The sequence below is a fragment of the Arthrobacter sulfonylureivorans genome (assembly GCF_047607445.1).
In the GTDB taxonomy this organism is placed as follows: Bacteria; Actinomycetota; Actinomycetes; order Actinomycetales; family Micrococcaceae; genus Crystallibacter; species Crystallibacter sulfonylureivorans_A.
This window is the reverse complement of record NZ_JBLKRT010000022.1, coordinates 59,382-73,152: the sequence shown is the minus strand read 5'-3', so window position 1 is coordinate 73,152 and position 13,771 is coordinate 59,382. Positions and strand designations below refer to the sequence as shown.

Sequence of the window (13,771 nt, the reverse complement as noted above, 5' to 3'; positions counted from 1 at the left end):
GAAGTCAGGCCACAGCGCCTCGCAAAAGTAATACTCGCTGTAAGCGCTCTGCCACATCAGGAAGCCGGACAGCCGCTGTTCTCCGGACGTCCTGATCACCAGGTCCGGGTCCGGCTGGCCGCTGGTGTAGAGGTACTGGGAAATATCGTCCACGGTCAAGGTGTCCGCGACCTCCGCCAGGCTCCTGCCGTCGGCCTCGGCATGGCGCAACAAACCCTTGACCGCGTCAACAATTTCCCGGCGGCCACCGTAGCCCACGGCCACGTTGACGTGCACACCCTCCACGGCTGCGGTCTGCTCACCCAGGCTGCGGAGTTTGGCGGCAAGGTCTGCAGGGAGCGTCTCCAACGCACCGACGGGATGGACGCGTACGTTCTTGCCCTCGCCCAACCGGTCCAGGGTATTGCCGATGACACCCAGCAACTCCCGCAGTTCGTCTTCCGAGCGGCCCATATTGTCCGTGGACAGCATGTAGAGCGTGACCACCTTGACGCCCAGGTCGCCGCACCAGCCGAGGAACTCAAGAATCTTGTCTGCGCCGGCTTGATGCCCTTCCCTCGTCGGCGCCCCGGCCAGCTTGGCCCAGCGCCGGTTGCCGTCCACCACCACGCCAATGTGGCCCGGGATGCGGCCGGGGGCCAGCGAGCGCTGCAGGCGACGCTCATAGAGGCGGTAGAGGACGCCGGGAAGTGACACCGCACCCTGCCTTCCTGATCGCCCATTCACGACTTCGAATTCTATCCTCCCGCTCGGGCGGTCCCGAACACACCCCTTGTTACCCGTGAGTAACAAATGGGCGCGCGGGCGCTAGAATATCCGCATGAGTGAACACCGTGCTGCTGCCGGGCCGTACCCACGCGATATTGACGGTTCGAGCGCACGGGTTGAGGCGACGGACGGACCTGTCGAGCGGGCTGTTGAGCAGGTTGCGGACGCACTCAATATCAAACCGAAGTTCCGCGGCTGGCTGCATGCCGGTGCCACTCCCCTGGCCTTGGCAGCGGGGATCGTGCTCGTGGCGCTCGCGCCGACCGCGGCCGGAAAATGGGCTTGCGCGGTCTACGCCTTGACCGGGCTTTTGCTTTTCGGCGTCAGCGCCGTCTACCACCGCGGCAACTGGAGCCCGCCGGTGAAGCTGCTGCTTAAGCGCCTGGACCATACCAACATCATGCTGGTCATCGCCGGCACCTACACGCCGCTGGCTTGGGCGCTGCTGGAACCGCCGAAGGCCGCGCTGTTGCTCTGGCTGATCTGGGCCGGCGCCATCGCCGGTGTGGGTTTCCGGGTGCTCTGGCCGCACGCCCCGCGTTGGCTCTACGTCCCGATCTATTGCGCACTGGGACTCGCGGCGTTGTTCTACTTGCCCGACTTCTTCACTGCCAGCGTCCCCGCCGCGGTGCTGATCTGCGCGGGCGGCGCGTTCTACATTGCCGGTGCCGTCGTTTACGGAATCAAGCGGCCGAACTTCTCGGTGACCTGGTTCGGTTTCCACGAGTTCTTCCACGCCTTCACCGTGGTGGCTTTCGTTTGCCACTACATTGCCATCATGATCGCGGTGCTTGGCTCCGCCGGCTGAGGACCACCGCCGGCGTCAGGGCGTCCGGCGTTTTGCCCGCGGTGCTAGCGACCTGCCGCGCCGAGCCCTGCCAGGCCGAGCTCCGTCAGCAAGGCAGCGGCCGTTGGCACCGGGCGGCGACAGACCATCCCGCGGCAGACATACGCCAATGCACCGTCCGCGGGAACCGGTTTGTCCGCCAGCAGCGGGGCCGGTTCTTCCAGTCCTGGCTCCGCCGGGTGACGGGCGACGACGATGCCCGGGCTGCCGCTGGCACGCGCAGCAGTGATCAGGTCAGCGGCTGCATCCGGGGCTCCGGTCACGGCCAGTTCGACCGGTCCGGCCGTGAGTGCCTGAGCCGCGGCCAGGCCCCACCCGGCGGCCCGTGGAGCGCGGGCCGCGATCCGACCCAGATAACCGAGCAGCCGGCCGGCCAGTTCGCGGTGCTTTACCGACCCGCTGTAGGCGGCGTAGGTGGCCAGCACGCCGGCGAACAGGCTGGTGCCGCTGGGTGTGGCACTCTCCAGCGGGTCAGCCGGCGGAACGGCTCCGGCGGCGGCTGCCACCTGCGCCGCCGGGACAGCTTGGTCGCTGAGCGTGCCGTCCCGTAGGAACACTGTCTCCGCCCGGAGGACCAGCCCCTCTGCGGCGCGGTACCAGCGGCTTTCCCCGGTAGCGGCGTACAGCGAGAACAATCCCTCCGCGCAGCCGGCATAGTCCTCCAGCAACCCTTCAAAGGGCTGCGCCGAACCATCGTGTGAAACGCGGGCCAGCCGGCCGGTGTCGTCCAGATGCACGGACAGTACATAGTTGGCCGCCGCCACTGCGGCCTCGGTGAGGTCGGCCCGGTCCAGCAACTCTCCCGCTTCGGCCAGCCCGGCCACGGCCAGCCCGTTCCAGCCGGCCACAACTTTTTCGTCCCGTGCCGGCTGTGGCCGCTGCTGTCGGGCCGCCAGCAGTACCGGACGCAGCGCCGCCCAGCGGAGCTGCTCGTCGGGTTCCAACGGCCTCCCCGGATGCAGCGTCGACCGCGTACCGGTGACGTTGCCCCGCTCGCCCACGCCCATGACGGACGCCACCCAGCCGCCGTCGTCGTCGCCGAGCACCTCGCGCAGTTCAGCGGGAGACCACACATAGGTGGCACCCTCGTGGTGGACGCCATCGACGATGGTGTCAGCGTCAAGCGAGGAAGCGATGCCCCCGTGGGACAGCTGCAGCCGGTCCACCAACCACCCGGCAGTGCCCGCCGCGACGGCGCAACCAAGTTCCCGGTCCGGCCCCGCCGGCGACTGGACGGCCCATTGCGCGTAGGCGCGCAACAACTGGACGTTGTCGTAGAGCATTTTCTCGAAATGCGGCACCGTCCAGCGGCGGTCCACGGTGTAGCGGGCAAAACCGCCCTCAAGCTGGTCGTACAACGCGGACCCGGCCATGGCCCGCAACGTGCGGGCGGACAATCCGGCGGCGAGCTGTGCCGATTCGGAGCGGGACGCCCCGGCATGCCGGAGCAGGAAATGCAGCACGGCCGACGGCGGGAATTTGGGCGCGCCGCCGAAACCGCCGAAGACCGTGTCTTCCTGGCCCGACAAGACTTCGACGGCTTCTTCGAGGACTGCCTGGCGGTCGTCGCCGCCCCCGGCGTCGGCGGGCGGCATCCGTACCGGCCCCCATCCGGCCTCCGGGCCTCCGGCCGGCAGCGGCAGGCCGCCACTAGGCTCCACGGAAAGGTCGCCGAGGAGCCCACGGTTCGCTTCCCCTGCCTGTGCCAGCGCCTGCGCCACCGACGCAGCCGTGGTCTCTACGGCCCCGCGCCGCTGCTCCCAGGCCTCATGGACCGCTTGGAGGACCTGACGGAACGACGGCTGGCCCGGCTGCGGCCGCGGCGGGAAGTACGTGCCCGAGTAAAAGGCCCTGCCGTCCGGAAGCGCGAACACGCTCATGGGCCAGCCGCCCTGTCCGGTCATCAGCTGGGTGGCCGACATGTAGATGCTGTCCACGTCCGGACGTTCTTCCCGGTCCACCTTGACCGGGATGAAGTGCTCGTTCAGATATTCTGCGGTGGCTTGGTCCTCGAAAGACTCCGCCGCCATCACGTGGCACCAGTGGCAGGCCGCATAGCCTACCGAAACAAAAACAGGCACGTCGCGCAGACGTGCCTGTTCGAAGGCCTGGTCGCCAAAGGGCCACCAGTCCACGGGATTTCCGGCGTGCTGGCGCAGGTAGGCCGAGGCCTCCGAGCGCAGTCTGCCGGCCACGGTCAGTCCCCGCGTTCCGGACGGCCAGAACCGCCGCCGGCTTCGCTGGTTCCGCCGGCTGCCGGAGCCTCTCCCCCGGCATAATGATCCGTCCCGCTGGTACCGGATCCACTGGATCCGGTCGATCCGGGACCGCCCTGCCGTGCATCCGCGGCAAGGTTCTCGTCCACTTGCGAGCGGTAGCGGACCCGCCGGATGCGCCGGGTCATGTCCCAGATCAGGAAGACCACGACGGCGGCCAGCGCAAAGGTGAAGAAGAAGCCCCACGGTCCAGGCGAAACCTGGTCCGCGTCGAGTCCGGGCCGGAGGGTGGGCTCGCCGGCACCGGCAGCGACGGCGGCAAGGATCTGGATCAGGGGCAAATCATTCTCTTTCTGGGTGCAGCCGGGACACGAGGCTCCGGCGCTGGTTGGCTGCAGGCACTATCTTATGCCTGCAAAGAAATCCGTCTCGGGCACGCTGGTCTCCACCCGTGCGTGGATCAGCGAGAAATCCTCCCAGGGCCAGACCGTCCGCTGCATCTCCTCGGAGACGGCGAAGAAGAACCCTGCAGGCTCCACCTGGGTCCGGTGCGAGAGCAACGCGCGGTCGCGGTGGCGGAAGAAGTCGCCGCAGTCGATCTGCGTGGTGGTGCGGTGGTTCGGCATCGGCGGCTGGTGGCCTTCGGCGTCGGCCTCCAGCCAGGCCGCGAGGCGCGCCGCGTAGGGCGACTGCAGCCCTGCTTCCTCCAGCGCATAGTGGAGTGCGCGGAACCGCTCCGGGTTGAAAGCGCGGTCATAGTAGAGCTTCAGCGGCTCCCAGGCGCTGCCCGCCTCCGGATAACGCTCGGGGTCGCCGGCTGCGTGGTACGCCTCCACGGCCACCTTGTGGGCCATGATGTGGTCCGGGTGCGGATAGCCGCCGTTCTCGTCGTAGCTGATCACCACATGCGGCCGGAACTCACGCACCAGTTTGACCAGCGGGGCGGCGGCCCGCTCCAGCGGCAGCGTGGCGAAGCTGCCGAACGGCAGCGGCGGCAGCGGGTCCCCCTCCGGCAGGCCGGAATCAGCGAACCCCAACCAGCGCTGTTGGATACCCAGTTCGGCCGCGGCCTGCGCCATTTCCAGCCGGCGGATCCCGGCAAGGTCCCGGTGCGCCTGCGGATCCGAGGCAGCCTCGGCGTTGAGAATGTCTCCGCGCTCACCGCCGGTGCAGGTAGCAACCATCACCTGGACGCCCTCCGCGGCATAACGCGCCATCGAGGCCGCGCCTTTACTGGATTCGTCGTCCGGATGGGCATGGACCGCCAGCAGGCGCAGTCCGTCACTCTGCGCTGGCTGGGCTGCATCGAAGCTCACGTGGCTGCTCCTGGGAAATCTGGCGTGGGCGGGAGGATAAACTTGAGGGCGTGAGCACCGCAGGCCCCCGTACTCCTCAGACTTCCTCCAGCTTAACTGTTTCCAACCGTTACGGCACACCGCGGCGATCCCTGTCCCGCCGCGCCAAACTTGCGCTGGCTGGCGGCGCCCTCGGAGTCGCCGTTATTGGCGCAGGCTTTTTTGCCCTGGGCCAAAACGGCCCGCAGATTGAGAGCAAGGACGTTGGCTTTACCGTGGCCGACGCTGGACACATCACCGTGGACTTCCAAGTCACCAAGGATCCGGAAGCCACCGTCCACTGCGCCGTACAGGCCCTGAGCGACAACTATGCGGTAGTCGGCTGGAAAGTGGCCACGATTGGCCCCGCCAACGAAGCTGCTTCCGGGACCACAGCGCACCGCGTCCAGCTCCGAACTGAATCCATGGCCGTCTCCGGCGGTGTGGACAGCTGCTGGGCCGACGACGCCAACAGCTGACGCAGCACTCGCCGCGTACCGCGCCCCCATCCGGCCCCAGCGTGATCCGGGCGGGCGCACCCGGAACGGGCGAAAACTTCCTTTACCACCTTGTTATTGGGAAATCCGGCGACGGCTGACTACAATTGAGCAAATACATTCCACCCCGCCAAGCTGGTGAACTGGGAACATCCCAGAACGAATTGATTCACCACCACGGCGGGGTCTTTGCATCAAGTGGCCGCCGGCATGGCGGCCTTTTGTGCAAAGTGCCACCGTGCCGGCACCGCGTCCAGCGGCTCCGGCAGCAATTAAGGAGAACTACGTGTCCACTTCCAGCGCACCCGTCGCCTGGCTCACTCAGGAAGCCTACGACCGCCTGAAGGCTGAACTGGATCACCTTTCGGGCCCCGGCCGGGCAGAGATCGTCGACCGCATCGAACAGGCCCGCTCCGAGGGGGATCTCAAGGAGAACGGCGGCTACCACGCGGCCAAGGAAGAACAGGGCAAGGCTGAAGCCCGGATCCGCCAGCTCACCGACCTGCTGCGGAACGCGCACGTGGGCGAAGCACCGGCAGATGACGGAGTCGTCGAGCCGGGCATGGTCATCGAGGCCAAGGTCGCCGGTGACACTGAGCGCTTCCTGCTGGGCAGCCGCGAGGTTGCCGGCGAATCCGACTTGGACGTGTACAGCGAAAAGTCCCCGCTCGGCGCGGCCATCCACGGCCTGCGGGTGGGAGACTCCACCACCTACGCTGCCCCGAACGGCAAGCAGATTTCGGTGGAAATCATCTCGGCCACCCCTTACGCCGGCTGATCAAGCACGCTGACAGACGCGGAAGGCGGGTTCCCTCAGGGAACCCGCCTTCCGCGTCTGTACGGGTCGATAGCCGGCAGCCGTTAGCCGGCGGGTGCAAGCCTGCGCGGTCAGCCGAGACGGGGCTGTCGACGGCGCAGCAGCACGGCGGCGATCACTCCGCCGGCTGCCCCGAAGAGGTGGGCCTGCCAGGAAATGCCGGGCACCGCCGTCGGCAGCACACCCCACAGCACCGAGCCGTAGAAAATGAAGATGACCACGGCCAGCAAGATCTGCCGCCAACTGCGGTTGTAGAAGCCGCGCACCAACAGATAGGTCAGCAGCCCGAAGACCAGGCCCGAAGCACCGATCGTCAGGCCCGCGCCCGTCAGCCAGACTCCCAGCCCGGAGGCCAGCCAACTGCAGGACAGCACCACCAGGAACCGCCGGATCCCTTCCAGCAGCGTCAGGAACCCGAGCACCAGCAGCGGCAGAATGTTGCTCAACAGGTGGCTGGTATCAGCATGCAGCAGCGGGGCGAAGAGCACTCCGTCCAGCCCGTCCAGCCGGCGTGGCGCGATCCCCAGCAGCAGGCTGAAGTATCCGCCGGCGATCACATTGACCAGGAAGACCGCCCAGAGCAACACCGCAAACACCCCGGCTCCGGCCAGGGCCTGGGCGGGGCGCAGGGCCTGGCTGCCGGCCACGGGTCAGTGGACGACGACGGGCTGGAAGCCCTCGGCGCGGAGGCTGCCGAGCACCAGTTCGCAGTGCTCGTGCCCCTTGGTCTCGATGTCGATAGTGATGGCAACGTCGCCCATGCTGATGGAGCCGCCGATCCGCGTATGGTCCACACGGGTAACGTTGGCGTCCGATTCCGCGATGATCCGCGAAATCTGGGCCAGCGAGCCGGGTCGGTCATCGAGCATGATGCGGACGGACATGAAACGGCCGGAGGCGTACAGGCCCCGCTGGATGACCTTCAGCATCAGCATGGGATCGATGTTTCCGCCCGAGAGGATGACCGCTGTGGTTCCCGGATTCGGGATGACGCCCTCCATCAGCGCGGCCACGCCGACGGCGCCGGCCGGTTCGACGACCAGCTTGGACCGCTCGATCAAGAAGATCAGCGCTCGGGCCAGGGCGTCTTCGCTGACGGTGACCACGTCGTCCACCAGTTCCCTGATGATCGAGAACGGCAGTTGCCCGGGACGACCCACGGCGATGCCGTCGGCCATGGTGGACACCTTCTGCAGCGGGACCAGGGCGTCGGCGGCGAGCGACGGCGGATAGGCCGCAGCATTTTCCGCCTGCACCCCGATGACCTTGATCTCGCGGCCCAACTCTTTGGCTCGTGCTTTGACGGCGGTGGCGACTCCGGCCAGCAGTCCGCCGCCACCGACACCCATGACGATGGTGTCCACGTTCGGAACCTGTTCCAGGATTTCCAAGCCGAGCGTGCCCTGGCCGGCAATGATGTCCGGGCTGTCGAACGGGTGGACGAACACCGCGCCGGTCTCCTCGGCGAAGCGTTTGGCTTCGGCGAGGGCCTCGTCCACGTTGTGGCCATGCAGGACCACTTCGGCGCCGTGGCCGCGCGTGGCTGCCAGCTTGGGCAGCGCTACGCCGAGGGGCATGAAGATGCGCGCCTTGATGCCCAGTCGGGCCGCGGCCACCGCCACTCCCTGGGCGTGGTTCCCGGCGGAGGCGGCCACGACCCCGCGCGACTTCTCCTCGTCGGTCAGCCCCGCCATGCGCACGTAGGCTCCGCGGACTTTGAAGGAGCCGGCGCGCTGCAGGTTCTCGCACTTGAAGAAGACATCGGAACCGACCATCCGGCCCAGCGCACGGGATTGTTCGATCGGCGTCTTGGCGATGACCCCATCAAGGGTTTTCCGTGCTGCCTGGATGTCATCAAGTGTGACGGGCAGTTGGGTGGTGGCTGTCACTTGTCGGACTCTTTTCTGCGCAGCTGGACGCGGCGTCGGCGGACGGGTTCCTGATCTGAAGTCTCTGGCGGGTTGCCCGGACCGGGCGAAGCCAGCGCCGGTTCAGGAGCCATGTAGGGCTCTTCCACCGGTGGAGGAGCCCCCAGTGCCGGATCTGTTTCCCATCCCCGCGCGGCGATGTACTTGACGACGGAGTTGAGGATGGCGAGCAGGGGCACGGCAAACAGTGCCCCGGCGATGCCGGCGACCATCGAGCCGCCTGCCACGGCAAGCACGACTGCCAGCGGATGCAGCGACACGGCCTTGCCCATGACCAGCGGCTGCAGCACATGCCCCTCGAGCTGCTGCACGCCCAGCACGATGGCGAGCATGATGAGCGCATTGACCCAGCCGTTGGCGACCAGTGCCAGCAGCACGGCAACGAACCCGGTCACCAACGCGCCGATGATCGGGATGAACGAGCCGAGGAAGACCAGAACGCCGAGCGGCAGGGCCAGCGGGACACCGATGATGGCGGCGCCGACACCAATCCCGACCGCGTCCACGAAGGCCACGAACATTTGGACCCGGATGTACTGCACCATCGAAGTCCAGCCCTTGCGGCCTGCGCCGTTGCCGGCCGCCCTGGCTTTCTTGGGCAACAGGCCGACGATGAAACGCCAGATCCGCTCGCCGTCGTAAAGGAAGAAGATCAGCGCGAAGATGGTCAGCAGCAGTCCGGTGAAGAGGTGCCCGGCCGTGGAACCCACGCTGAGGGCACTCGAAAAGATCGCACTGCTGTTGCTCTGCAGTTGCTGCAAGGCTTCGTTCAGGTAGGAGTTGAGCTGTTCGTTGGTCAGCCGGAGCGGACCATTGGTCAGCCAGTCTTGCACCTGGCCAATGCCTTGGAGCACCTGGTCCCACAGCTCGCTGAAGCCGATGTAAAGCTGCCGGCCAACCAAGGAGAGCGCGCCGCCGATCAAGCCGAGGAAACCGAGGATGGTGATGGCCACGGCCAGGCTCTTGGGCACCTTGGCCTTGCGCAGGAACCGAACCACCGGTGAAATCAGGGCGGAAATCAAGGCCGCGACCATCAGCGGGATGATCAGCAGCGAGACGAAGCTGAGCAGCCAGACCAACAGTCCGCCGACAACCAGGATCAGGCCCACCCGCCAAGCCCACGCCGCGCTGATCCGCAGCGCATAGGGCACGTCCTCGCGCACATGGTGCCTGCCGTCGGTGCCCGCCGATCGTCCCGCCGGCAGCGGGCGGTTTTCGGGGAATGACCGGTTCATAGACCCAATAGTTTCATATTGTCACCCCGACATGTGTTCAGTGAAGCTGCGCCGTAATGCCCCAGTTGCCGCCGAAGGAAGCGCCGGGCCGCAACCATGTCAGCCCGGTGCCGGAATTGAAGCTGTCCGCCGGCGCCGTCATCGGTTCCACCGCCAGCGCGCAGGCCCTCCCCGGGTACTTGGACGTGACGAATATATGCACGTACTGGAATGTTTCGTCCTGCCACAGACCGACCCACGAACCGCTATCCGACACCAAGGTGCTCACCACCCGACCGCTAGCCCCGGCAGACAGCCCGGTATAGGCACGGTCCATCGCCTGTTCCGCCAGCCGGGCACCCCCGCGCAGATCGGTCTGCTTATCGACCGGGACATCTGCCGCCGGAATCATGGTCTGCGGATCCGCCGGGAAGTACCGTGCGGCGGGGACCGTCAACGTCAACCGGTCGGCAGGTTCGTCTCCCAGCCGAAGGAATGGATGGGCACCCAGCGCCACCGGTGCCGCCGCGCCGGACAGATTCAGCAGCTCCTGCCGCACGGCCAGGTCACCGGCCTGGTCCAGGGAGTATTCGGCACTGTGGCTGAGCCGGAAGGGGTACCCGTGCTGCGGGAAGATCTCGGCACGCAGCACCACGCGGTGCTCGCTCCGTTCAACCAGCCGGTAGCCGGTATTGCGGAGTAGCCCGTGGATGGCGTGTCCGCGTCCCGGTTCCGTGATGTCGAGTTGCTGGGCGTCGCCGTCGAGTGTCCAGCGGCCTTCCGCCACCCGATTGGGCCACGGCGCCAGCAGGATGCCGCAGGCCGACGGCGGGATGCGATCGTCATCGTACGTTTCGGTCAGCTGCACGCCGTGCTTTTCGAACAGCCGGAGGCTGCCCGCCAGCTCGGTGATCACGGCCCGCGATCCGGCGCGCCGTAGTTCAAACTGTTCTCCGGTGGCTCCGTGGCCGCGCTCCCGCGTCATAGGGTCCACCGTACCGGCTGCCGCTTAAACAACCGACCCCGGCACTGGGCCGGGGTCGGTTCAAAAGGAAACTGTGGGCTATTCGTCGCCGCGCAGAATGGCGAGCAGGCGAAGGATCTCCACGTACAGCCAAATCAAGGTCACGGTCAGACCGAAGGCCGCCGTCCACGAGTACTTGCGGTCCACGCCCTGTTTGACACCCTGCTCGATCGAGGTGAAATCGACGATCAGCGAGAAGGCGGCCAGTCCGATGGCGATCAGACCGATGATGACGCCCAGCGGGATGCTGATGCCCATGATGCTGATCTCAGCGCCGCGCATGCCCCACTGGTTGTCCAGCACGCCAAACCACATCAGGCCGAGGTTCACCAGCGAGAAGAGTGCGTAGCCCAGCAGCGCAATCATGAAGAAGCGCATGGCCTTCGGCGTGGCCCGGACCTTGCCGCTCTTGAACAGCAGCAAGGTGACGGCGAAGACGCACACGGTGCCCAGCACGGCCTGCGGGGCGACGCCCGGGTACATGCCGTCAATAAACATGGACAGCCCGCCGACGAACAGGCCCTCGGCGCCTGCGTACGCCAGGATGAGCCCCTTGGACGGCTCCTTCTTGAAGGCGTTGACCAGGCCGAGCACCAGGCCGACGATCATGCCCGGGATCATCAGGATCGGGAACATCCAGCCGATGGCGCCGCCCACGACCACCAGGGACAGGCAGGCCAAAGTCTTGAAGATGACATCGTCGTAGGTCATCCGGCCAGTCTGGGCAGGGCCAGCGGACGGCTGGTTGTACAGGTCCTGCAACTGCTGGCTGGTCAGTTGCGTCTGGCCGGCCAGCGCGGTCGAGCCGGCGGCCGCAGATCCCGCTGGCGAGCTGCGGAACGCGTTGGGATTGTTGAAAACCGGATTTCCTCCGATTGCCATCTTGTTGTCCTCCATCGTCAGGGGGGCGAGCTAGTGATTACACTACCAATCCCAACGAACGACACCGCGGAAAATTCCATAACGTGCCGGTGAACTCTTCCGGACACCGCATTGCGGCCCGATGCGCCGACTCGGGCGGAGCATCCCCGCGGCGAAGCAGCACCCGCGGCGAAGCAGCACCCGCGGCGAAGCAGCACCCGCGGCGAAGCAGCACCCGCGGCAAACAGCCGCGTCCGGGGCGGAGCCCGCCGCGGGTAGAATGCTCCGGTGACTCCCAGTCCTTCCAACAAGCCGCGCCCCTCCGCGCAGGACAAACTGCCCCTGCGGATGCTCCATGACCGTCTTTTGGTGGCCCCGGACCAGGACAGCAGCGAGCGCCGTTCATCATCCGGGATTGTCATTCCGGCCACCGCAGTGATGGGCAAACGCTTGGCGTGGGCAGAGGTGGTAGCCGCCGGGCCGCAAGTGCGCCAGGTAGCTGTGGGCGACCGCGTGCTCTTCGATCCGGAGGACCGCGCGGAGGTCGAGGTCAACGCCACCGACTACACCCTGCTCCGAGAGCGCGACATCCACGCGGTGTCCCAGCCAGAGGAAGCGGACAGCAGCACCGGGCTCTATTTGTAGCCGCCGGGCAGGAGCGCCAGCCTTGGTCCGACCCGCTCTCAGTAGCCGCCCGGACAGGATCGCCAGCCTAGGTTCGCGCCGCTCTCTGTAGCCAACCTGCCCCGTGGCGCCCTAACGTTTTACCCTTGCTTAACAACTGCTTCACAGTTGTTACCTGATCGCGACAGAACCGCGCACCCCAGCACCTGAGGCGCAGGTAACATAAACGACACGTCGGTGATTTTTGTCACAGACGCTGTCAGTGCCTGCCGGTGACCCGGCGGACCACCCCACACTGTGGAGGTTCATATTTTGATAGCGATGCCGAAGCGTGTTCGGCCATTGGGGACGCTACTCGCCTTGCTGGCGATCATCACGGGGATCTTGCTGTCCGCTCCCCCCTCACTGGCTTCGACCACCTCACCCGCACCAACACCCGGAGCGACGACGGCGCCTGCGGAGCCCTCCCCCTACAAGATCGGCGGTGTTCTGCGAAACACTGACGGTCCTGTCCCGGGAGTGCGGATCACGGCGACGGGCGAGGGATTCAGCGGCGAGGCCACCACCGGGGACAACGGGACCTGGTCCATCGGAGTTCCGGTGAAGGGGACCTACCAAGTGGAGGTTGATGTCTCCACCCTGCCGGAGGGCGTGGAGTTGGCCGAGGGGACGCCGAATCCCCGCGAAGTCACCTTCACTAACACGTCCAATGCCGCAGCCGTCTTTCCACTGGGTGAAGGCATTGTGGTCCAGTCCGCCAGTTTCGGCGAAATTTTCGTCGAGCGACTGATTGCCGGTTTGAGCTTCGGCCTGCTGCTGGCCTTGGCTTCGGTGGGTCTGTCGCTCATTTACGGCACCACCGGCCTGACCAACTTCGCCCACGGCGAGATGGTCACGCTCGGGGCTGTTGTCATGTTCGGCTTCTCTGTAGCCGGCCTCCCCATCTGGGCGGCGCTGCTGCTGGGTGTCATCTTCGGCGGCGCCTTCGGCTGGGTCCAGGACGCGTGGCTCTGGAAGCCGCTGCGGCGCCGGGGTACCGCGCTGATCCCCATGATGATCATCAGCATCGGTTTGGCCCTAGCCGCGCGCTATACCATCTTGTTCAATTTCGGTGGCGCCACCCAACAGCTTCCCGGGGCCAGCAGCCCCATCGTGGAGCTTGGCAGCATCTCGATCAGCCGCAATACGCTCATCTCGCTGGTTGTCAGCCTGGTCGTGATTGTCCTGATCGCCATGCTGCTGCTCAAGACCCGCCTGGGCAAGGCTACCCGAGCTGTTGCGGACAATCCCGCACTCGCGGCAGCCTCCGGCATCGATGTTGACCGGGTGATCAGGATTGTCTGGACAGTGGGCGGCATCCTGGCTGCCCTGGGCGGCATCCTCTGGGCCTATTACCGTCCCGGCGTCACCTTCAATATGGGCCAGCAAATCCTGCTGCTCGTCTTTGCTGGCGTCATCTTGGGCGGTTTGGGCACCGTGTTCGGCGCTCTGGTTGGCTCGGTCCTCGTTGGCCTGTTCGTCGAACTGTCGACGCTCTGGCTCGTGGCAGACCTTAAGTATGTCGGCGCCCTGCTGATTATGATCGTCGTCCTGCTGTTCCGGCCACAAGGCATCCTTGGCCGTCGAGAGCGCGTGGGTTAG

At 66.3% G+C, this 13,771-nt stretch carries 14 protein-coding genes; 5 read left to right on the top strand and 9 right to left on the bottom strand.

Features of this window, described 5'->3' with window-relative positions:
* Positions 1 to 696: polyprenyl diphosphate synthase (gene uppS, locus ACMX2H_RS11960; protein ID WP_414960708.1), on the bottom strand; the 696-nt coding region annotated here is incomplete at its 3' end.
* A 124-nt stretch (positions 697 to 820) separates the two neighbouring features.
* Here uppS and trhA point away from each other — a divergent pair.
* Entirely contained in the window at positions 821 to 1,576 is a 756-nt protein-coding gene (gene trhA / locus ACMX2H_RS11955; RefSeq protein WP_414960707.1) for a PAQR family membrane homeostasis protein TrhA, read from the top strand.
* 44 nt (positions 1,577 to 1,620) lie between these two features.
* Here trhA and ACMX2H_RS11950 read toward each other — a convergent pair whose 3' ends face one another.
* Genes ACMX2H_RS11950 through mca form a run of 3 tightly spaced genes read right to left on the bottom strand, consistent with a single transcriptional unit; the run spans position 1,621 to position 5,147 of the window.
* On the bottom strand, positions 1,621 to 3,810 hold the full coding sequence (locus ACMX2H_RS11950) for a thioredoxin domain-containing protein (protein WP_414960706.1): 2,190 nt from the start codon (positions 3,808 to 3,810) through the stop codon (positions 1,621 to 1,623).
* Positions 3,811 to 3,812: 2 nt separating this feature from the next.
* Entirely contained in the window at positions 3,813 to 4,172 is a 360-nt protein-coding gene (locus ACMX2H_RS11945; RefSeq protein ID WP_414960705.1) for a hypothetical protein, read from the bottom strand.
* A 60-nt stretch (positions 4,173 to 4,232) separates the two neighbouring features.
* Positions 4,233 to 5,147, bottom strand: a complete 915-nt coding sequence (gene mca, locus ACMX2H_RS11940; RefSeq protein ID WP_414960704.1) for a mycothiol conjugate amidase Mca — start codon at positions 5,145 to 5,147, stop codon at positions 4,233 to 4,235.
* A 50-nt stretch (positions 5,148 to 5,197) separates the two neighbouring features.
* On the opposite strand from mca, the gene ACMX2H_RS11935 reads away from it, so the two are divergent.
* On the top strand, positions 5,198 to 5,644 hold the full coding sequence (locus tag ACMX2H_RS11935) for a DUF4307 domain-containing protein (RefSeq protein ID WP_414960703.1): 447 nt from the start codon (positions 5,198 to 5,200) through the stop codon (positions 5,642 to 5,644).
* A 304-nt stretch (positions 5,645 to 5,948) separates the two neighbouring features.
* Positions 5,949 to 6,440, top strand: coding sequence for a transcription elongation factor GreA (greA, locus tag ACMX2H_RS11930; protein WP_414960702.1), 492 nt, complete (start codon positions 5,949 to 5,951; stop codon positions 6,438 to 6,440).
* 110 nt (positions 6,441 to 6,550) lie between these two features.
* Here greA and ACMX2H_RS11925 read toward each other — a convergent pair whose 3' ends face one another.
* The 5 genes from ACMX2H_RS11925 to ACMX2H_RS11905 form a co-directional block, all read right to left on the bottom strand.
* Positions 6,551 to 7,126 carry a rhomboid family intramembrane serine protease gene (locus tag ACMX2H_RS11925; protein WP_414960701.1) on the bottom strand — a complete coding sequence of 192 codons (576 nt, stop codon included), beginning with the start codon at positions 7,124 to 7,126 and terminating at the stop codon, positions 6,551 to 6,553.
* Between the two features lie 3 nt (positions 7,127 to 7,129).
* Entirely contained in the window at positions 7,130 to 8,368 is a 1,239-nt protein-coding gene (gene ilvA / locus ACMX2H_RS11920) for a threonine ammonia-lyase (protein WP_136784351.1), read from the bottom strand.
* The gene (locus ACMX2H_RS11915; RefSeq protein ID WP_414960700.1) at positions 8,365 to 9,642 is read right to left on the bottom strand and encodes an AI-2E family transporter; all 1,278 of its coding nucleotides are present in this window, start codon (positions 9,640 to 9,642) and stop codon (positions 8,365 to 8,367) included. Before ACMX2H_RS11915 ends, ilvA begins: the two co-directional genes overlap by 4 nt.
* Before the next feature lie 37 nt (positions 9,643 to 9,679).
* Entirely contained in the window at positions 9,680 to 10,606 is a 927-nt protein-coding gene (locus tag ACMX2H_RS11910; protein WP_414960699.1) for an aldose 1-epimerase family protein, read from the bottom strand.
* Positions 10,607 to 10,684: 78 nt separating this feature from the next.
* Positions 10,685 to 11,527, bottom strand: a complete 843-nt coding sequence (locus ACMX2H_RS11905) for a Bax inhibitor-1/YccA family protein (RefSeq protein WP_414960698.1) — start codon at positions 11,525 to 11,527, stop codon at positions 10,685 to 10,687.
* Between the two features lie 327 nt (positions 11,528 to 11,854).
* Between ACMX2H_RS11905 and ACMX2H_RS11900 the strand changes: the two genes are divergently transcribed.
* Positions 11,855 to 12,151, top strand: coding sequence for a GroES family chaperonin (locus ACMX2H_RS11900; protein WP_414960713.1), 297 nt, complete (start codon positions 11,855 to 11,857; stop codon positions 12,149 to 12,151).
* Positions 12,152 to 12,451: 300 nt separating this feature from the next.
* On the top strand, positions 12,452 to 13,771 hold the full coding sequence (locus tag ACMX2H_RS11895) for a branched-chain amino acid ABC transporter permease (protein WP_414960697.1): 1,320 nt from the start codon (positions 12,452 to 12,454) through the stop codon (positions 13,769 to 13,771).